The following is a 6,721-nucleotide window of genomic DNA, read 5'->3' as shown; positions in this document are numbered from 1 at the left end:
CCGCGCAGAGCAGCGCCAGCACGGCGACGGCGGTCAGCACGTCGGAGGCCGAGGACACCAGGCCCGCCAGCAGCAGCGGCCCGCACAGCCCGCCCAGCCGGTTGAAGAACGACACCGTCCCGGTCGTCCGCCCGCGCCGGGCGGGATCCGCCAGGTCGGCCGCGATCGGCAGGAAGATCGCCGCCATCGAGTTCACCGAGAACAGCGCCGCCACCAGCGCCCCCGCGCAGATCCAGGCCACCGCGGCCACCGCGCCGGTGACGGTGAGCGCCAGCAGCAGCACCGCGGTGAGGGTGGCCATGCCCGCCGCCACGACGGTCGGCCCGAACCTGCGGTAGCCCAGCATCAGCAGCACCCCGCACGGCACCATCACGACCGCCGCCACCGTGAGCATCAGGTTGGCGGTGTGGACGGAGACCCCGCCGAGCCGGGCCAGGCTCGGCACCCAGGTGGTGAGGCCGAAGGTGAGCAGGCCGATCAGGGTGGCGAAGACGTACTGCGGGCCCCTGGTGAACCCCCGCGCGGGCACCAGGTTCCGCACCGGGGCCACCGTCTCCGCCCGCGCCTCGGCGGGGGCCGCCGAGGCCGTGAAGTGCGGGACGAACGGCGTGAGCAGGGCCAGCACGGCCCCGGTCGGGGCGCCGATCAGCCAGAGCACCCGCCAGCCGTACCGCGGTTCCAGCCAGAGCGCGGAGCCCGCCGCGACCAGGTAGCCGATCGCGGTCGCCGCCACCGAGAGCGCCGTCACCACCGAGCCGCGGGTGCGTCCGCCGACCGTCTCGATCAGCAGGGTGATCAGCAGCGGGGCGAGGCCGCCGACCGCCAAGCCCATCAGGCCGCACATCACCAGGTTGCCGTGGAAGGTCGGCATCGAACCGCACATGCTGGTGGCGGTGAAGCCGAGCGTGGCGATCAGGTACGAGCCCCGCCGGCCGATCCGGTCGGTGAGCACCCCGAACAGCACCGCGCCCAGGGCCGTTCCGGTCAGCCCGCTGACCGCCAGCAGCGAGGCCGTGCTGGGCGTCAGGCCGTACTCGGTGCGCATGCCCGGGAGGACGAAGCCCAGGGTGGAGGTCTTGCTGATGTCGATGGTGAGCGCGGCCGTGCCGATCACCGCGATCACCGTCCGCCCGCCCCGGCCGGCCCGGGACGCGGCGGCGGCGGGGGCCGCTTCGGGCCGTCCGCGCAACGCCGCGCCGAGCACCACCAGGAGCAGGCCGCCGAGCGCGACGAACATCTCCGGCATCTCGGACAGCTCCATGCCGTGCAACGGGTTGCTGGCGGTGGAGGGTTTGGCCGGCATGTGCTCCATCGGCATCGACGGATCCATGACGAACGAGTGCCGGAAGGCCACGGCGGCCGAGACCAGCGTGACGAGGGTTCCGGCGGCCATGAGCAGCGACGCGCCGGAGGTGCGGTGGGGAGATCTCGATTGCAAGGCGGAACCTTTCCTTCGAGGTGGCGGACCGGGCCGCGGCCCCGACTCCGCCGGAGGGTTTGACGTTTCGGGGCCGCTCTCCGTGGCACGCCAAGCTACGTGGCGTGCCCGAACGGTCGCTTCTCGCATCGTGCTGACCAGGGAGCTTTCGGCCTCGAACGGCCTTGGGGGCACGTGGTTTTGGGAGACTGTTCGCATGAGTCGCCGCCGCTCGGACCCCAAGACCCGCCAGACTCTACTGGTGGACATCGCCGCCCGACTACTCTCCGAGGAAGGTCCGCAGGCGCTCTCCGCGCGGCGCATCGCCTCGGAGGTCGGCACGTCGACGATGGCCCTCTACACCCACTTCAACGGAATGCGCGGCCTGGCCCGCGCCATGGTGCACGAGGGCTTCGCCCGGCTGGAGGGGCACTTCGCGAGGGTCGGCCGCAGTGACGATCCGGTCGCCGACCTGTGCCTGTACGGCCGCGCCTACCGGTACAACGCCCTCGCCAACCCCCATCTGTACGCGGTGATGTTCGGCTCCTCCTCGCTGGCCGGCTTCTCGCTCGGGGAGGACGACCGCCAGCACGGCCGCTACACGCTGGTCGGCGTGGTGGAGTGCGCCACCCGCTGCATCGAGTCGGGCCGGTTCCGGTCCGCCGACCCGGACCTGGTGGCCCATCAGATGTGGTGCGCGGTGCACGGACTGGTGGTGCTGGAGCTCGGCGGCTACCTGATCGAGCCCTTCGACGCCGAGCGCTGTCTGGAGGCGCAGCTGATCGGCCTGATGGTCGGCGTCGGCGACACGCTGGAGGCCGCCACCAGGTCGGTGGCGGCCTCGGGGCGGCGGCTCCTGGAGGAGGTCGCGGAAGCGTAGCGCCGGTCCGGCGGGCCGAGTCGATCGGCCTGCCGGACCGGCGGGTGGGGCCGGGGGGTCGCTCAGCCGCGACCACCCTCGGCCAGCAGGCCGATCTGACGATCGGTCAGGTGGCCCTGGCCGTGCAGCCAGCGCACCGTGTCGGCCATGGTCTCGGCGACCGGCCTCGGTGCCAGCCCGCAGGTGCTCGCGTCCGGGTCGACCGGAACCGCGCAGGCGCAGGTGTACACGGCCCCGTACTCCGCGGGGATGTGCCGGGGCCAGACCCGCTGCACCAGTCCGGCCAGCGCGCCGACCGGCAGCATGGCGCGGGCCGGCAGGAACACCGCCGGCAGCCGCCGGCCGGTGGCCTCCCGCAGGGTCCTGACGTACTGCCGGGTGCTGAGCTGCCGACCGGGTGCGAAGTGCCGGTCCGGGGCGGACTTCGGCGCGGTCAGCAGCCGGGCGTGCAGCTCCGCCGTGTCCCGGACGTCGCCGACCGGGAAACCCCCGAGGGGCCAGATGGGCATCAGCCCGCGCAGCGTGTTGCGCAGCCGCGCGTTCTGGTCGCCCAGCCCCGGGTCCGAGGGGCCCAGCAGGGCGGGCGGGTAGGTGATGACCACCGGTGCGCCCTCCCGCTGGTGCCGCCGGGCGATCCGCTCGGCGGCGGCCTTGGTCGCCATGTACGTCTCCCGGGGACGGCCGACCGGGGAGTCCTCCCGGAGCGGCCGACCGTCCGACGGGAGCAGCGCGACGATGCTGGAGACGTGGATGATCCGCTCGGCGTCCGCCTTCCGGGCGGCGCGCAGGACCACCGCGGTCCCCCGCGCGTTGGTCCGGCGCATGGCGGCGTGCCGACGGCTGTCGAAGGAGTACACCGAGGCCGCGTGGAGCACGGCGTCGGCGCCGCGGACCGCGCGGGCCACGGAGCCCTCGTCGGTGACGTCCCCGACCACCAGGTCGACGGCTCCCGGGTCCACCGCCAGCAGCCCGAGGGCCCGTTCGGCGGCGGAAGGGTCCCGGACCAGCAACCGGACGGCATGCCCCTGCCGCACCATCGCCGCCACCGAGTGGATGCCGACGAACCCGGTTCCGCCCGTCACGCTGACCAACATCAGTCCGTCTCCTCGCTCAGCCGGTCTCTTCGGTGCCCTGGTGTGCGACCCGGTGGTAGCGGCCGTCGTAGAACAGCAGCGCCTGACGGCCGCCGGTGCGGCCGGTGGCGAGCACCTCGCCGAGGAAGATGGAGTGGTCTCCGCCGTCGTACTGCTCGGTGAGCTTGCACTCCAGCCAGGCCAGCGAGTCCGAGAGCAGCGGGGCCCCGGTGAACGGGCCGGGCCGCCAGTCGACCCCGCCGAACTGGGCGGCCCCGTGCGGCCTGCTCCGGTCGGCGAAGTACCGCGCCAGGTGCTCCTGTTCGCCGCCGAGCACGGACACCGCGAAGGATCGGGTCGCGGTGATCGCCTCGTGCATGACGGCGCTGCGGGCCACGCAGCACAGGACCAGCGGGGGTTCCAGCGACACCGAGCTGAACGCGTTGGCGGTCATCCCGTGGACGCGCTCGCCGCCCGTGGTGAGCACCGTGATCCCGGTCGCGAACCGCGCCATGGTCTCCCGCAGGGAGCCCCGCGTGGTGTCCCGCGAGGCTTCCCTCGCGGTGTCCCGAGCGGTGTCCCGCGCGGTGTCGCTCGCGACGCCGAGGTGGTTGGTCACGACGCCGCCCTCCCCGCTCCCACCGGCCGCAGCACCGCCGGGCCGCGGGCGGCCATCGCGGGGTCGGTGTAGGGCGCCAGGGCCCGGCGGAGCTCCTCGGGGACCCTCGCCGGCACGGTCGCCGTGTTCGGGCCGCGCATGCAGGCGATCCGCTGGCTGCCCCGGGCGACCAGCCGCTCCTGGTCGCCGTCGAGCTTCAGGTACTCGAAGCCGAACTTGACCTGGGTCTGGGTCAGTTCCTCCAGCCGCATCCGGATGGACAGCTCGTCGAAGGCGGTGATCTCGGCGAAGAACTCGCACTCCACCTTGAGCGTGAAGAGCTTCAGGTCGTCCTGGAGCTCGGCGAGCACGCCCGGGGCCTTCTCCTTGAGGAACATCTCCCGGCAGCGCCCCTGCCAGCGGAGGTAGTTCACGTAGTAGACGTTGCCGACGAGGTTGGTCTCCTCGAAACCGACCGTGTGGCGAATCTCGTAGTAGTCCGACATCAGCCCTCCTTGCCCGCGAGTACGGCGAAGACCACCGGCTCGGTGCGGTCGTTGACGGTGGTGACCCAGGTCGCGATGCGCGCGTCGCCGGCCGACAGGACGGTCCAGCCGTCCGGGTGGACGCGGTCGACGGTCAGCGCCTGGGAGGTGGCGCCCGCCTTGCGCAGGCACTCCAGCGCGCTCCACACCCGGGTGCCGGCGAGCGCCGGGCCCTCGCCGCTCTCGGCGACCAGGAGGTCCCGGACGGCGAGTTGGGCGGCGCCCAGCAGGTCGTCCCAGTCCTGGGCGCTCCGCTCCCGGACGGACTCGACGTCGCAGGCGAGCCGCCCGCGGCCGACCGTCGCCAGGGTCATCCCGGCGCCGTGGGAGGCCGAGACGGTCCGCCCTTCGAGGCCCGGCTCCGGCGCCAGCTCGGGCTTGCCGTCCGGCCGGTGGAGCAGGGTGACGGCCCGGCCGAGGGCCCGGCCGACGGCGGTCTCGGTGCGGTCCCGGCGCTGCCGGTCCGCCGTGTCGTCGGTCTCGGGTTCGACGACCACCGCGCGGCTGCCGCCGAGGACCCGCTCGAGGCCGCGCTCCAGGTACGAGCCGAGCATGGCGGGCGCCCACGGCCCGGCGCCGTCGCGCCGCTGGACGGCGACCAGGGTCAGCCCCTCCCAGCGCTCGACGACCGTTCCGGAGGGCGTGCGCACGTCGAGGTCGTAGACGTAGGTGTTGCCGTCCTGCGAGCGCTCGCGGGCGTCGAGGACGACGTACTCGGAGTCCTGGTCCGCCCGGTCGGCCAGCCAGAGCCGTTCGACGCCCTGCGGCAGCAGGGTGGCGTCCGGGACGCAGCACTGGATGGCGTGCATCATCGCGTCCCGGGTGCCCGGGTCGGCCAGCAGCTGGTCCTGCGGCAGGAAGGCCGCGAACCAGGGCGCCGGGGAGGTGGTGGAGATCTCCGCCAGCGCGTGCCGGGCGCTCGCCCGCCGGTACTGGAGCAGGCGCTGGAAGCGCTTGCCCTGGAACAGCATGCTCCCGTACAGCTCGGCCATCGGGTCCACCGGTACGGGCGGCAGGCCGAGGTCGATCGGCGCCGCGCTGTCCGGCACCTCGGGCTTGGGGTAGCGCAGCGTGGCCCGGAAGTGGTCGGCCGCGAAGCCGGTGTCCTCGGTGCGCAGCACCACGTCGACCAGCCCGGGGCCGCGGACCAGCGCCGCGATCCGGATGGTGGTCGAGCCGCCCGGGCGGACCACCACGGGCCGGTTGAACTCGACGTCCTCCAGCCGCGGTGCGCCCCGGTGGCCGCTGACCGCCGTGGCGACCTGGGCCATCGCCTCCATGCCCAGGACGGCGGGGAAGAGCAGCCCCTCGGCGAGCTGGTGGTCGGTCAGGTAGGGGTCGCTGCCCTCGGTCAGCTCCGCCTCGGTGATCAGCTCGATGTCCGGGTAGTGCGCGACCACCCGCTCGACGAACCGGGTCAGCGGCAGCTCGCGCTGGACGGTGGTGAGGGTGGGCAGGCCGCCGGAGCGGCCGCTCACGACCAGGACCGGGCCGGCCGTCGGGTCCGCGAGCACCTCGCGGAGCACCTGGATGCCGTGCTCGGTGGAGATCGGCGTGATGCCCTCGCGGATCAGCGCCTCGACGACGCCGAGCCGCTCGCCCATGCCGGCGCCCGACCAGACCGACCACTCCAGGGCGAGCGCCCGGGCCTGCGGGTGCTCCTGCTGGAACCGCAGGGTCCGTTCGGTCATCCAGTCGTTGGCGGTCGCGTAGTGCGCCTCGCCGCGCAGGCCGGCGCGCCCGATGATGGAGCCGAAGGTGATCAGCAGCTTGAGGCGTTCCGGTTCGACGGCGGCCAGGACGGCCTCCAGTCCGTCGATCTTGGGCGCCAGGGTCCGCTCGAAGTCCTCGGCGGTCAGCGCGCCGAGGGCGGCCGGCTCGTTGCGGCCGGCGCCGTGCAGCACGGCGGTGACGGGGCCGAGCGCGCTCTCCAGCCGGTCGACGGCGGCGGCGACCTGCTCGCCGTCGGTCACGTCGGCCCGCTCGTAGCGGTAGCGCAGGCCGGCGGCGTCCATCCGGGCGAGGTTGGCGGCGAGTTCGGCGTCGGCGGCGGGGTCGGCCCGGCCGATCAGGGCCAGGCTCGCGCCGGAGTCCTGGGCGATGGCCAGAGCGCATTCGGCGGTGATGCCCTTGCCGCCGCCGGTGACCAGCAGCACGTCGCGCGGATCCAGCGGGGAGGTGCCGGCGGTCTCCGGGGCCGGCGGCAGC

Annotated in this window: 6 protein-coding genes; 1 reads left to right on the top strand and 5 read right to left on the bottom strand. The window is 74.0% G+C overall.

Features of this window, described 5'->3' with window-relative positions:
- Positions 1-1,438 (bottom strand): MFS transporter (locus J0670_RS26010; protein ID WP_243437526.1); only part of this gene is annotated, 1,438 nt, incomplete at its 3' end.
- A gap of 196 nt (positions 1,439-1,634) precedes the next feature.
- On the opposite strand from J0670_RS26010, the gene J0670_RS26005 reads away from it, so the two are divergent.
- Complete coding sequence (locus J0670_RS26005) at positions 1,635-2,297, top strand: TetR/AcrR family transcriptional regulator (protein ID WP_207814098.1); 663 nt, start codon at positions 1,635-1,637, stop codon at positions 2,295-2,297.
- A gap of 62 nt (positions 2,298-2,359) precedes the next feature.
- On the opposite strand, the gene J0670_RS26000 is transcribed toward J0670_RS26005, so the two are convergent.
- The 4 genes from J0670_RS26000 to J0670_RS25985 all read right to left on the bottom strand — a co-directional run.
- Complete coding sequence (locus J0670_RS26000; protein WP_207814097.1) at positions 2,360-3,391, bottom strand: NAD-dependent epimerase/dehydratase family protein; 1,032 nt, start codon at positions 3,389-3,391, stop codon at positions 2,360-2,362.
- A gap of 16 nt (positions 3,392-3,407) precedes the next feature.
- Complete coding sequence (locus tag J0670_RS25995) at positions 3,408-3,989, bottom strand: flavin reductase family protein (RefSeq protein WP_307806692.1); 582 nt, start codon at positions 3,987-3,989, stop codon at positions 3,408-3,410.
- A complete protein-coding gene (locus tag J0670_RS25990; protein WP_207814096.1) occupies positions 3,986-4,474 on the bottom strand; it encodes a thioesterase family protein in 489 nt (162 codons plus the stop codon). The genes J0670_RS25995 and J0670_RS25990 overlap by 4 nt, the downstream gene beginning before the upstream one ends.
- Positions 4,474-6,721, bottom strand: a 2,248-nt coding sequence (locus J0670_RS25985) for an SDR family NAD(P)-dependent oxidoreductase (RefSeq protein ID WP_207814095.1), incomplete at its 5' end; no start/stop codon positions are given. The genes J0670_RS25990 and J0670_RS25985, both read right to left, overlap by 1 nt.

Source organism: Streptomyces sp. FH025 (genome assembly GCF_017427025.1).
Taxonomy (GTDB): Bacteria; Actinomycetota; Actinomycetes; order Streptomycetales; family Streptomycetaceae; genus Kitasatospora.
Note: the sequence above shows the minus strand (reverse complement) of the source record. Positions and strands in the feature narration are given on the sequence as shown.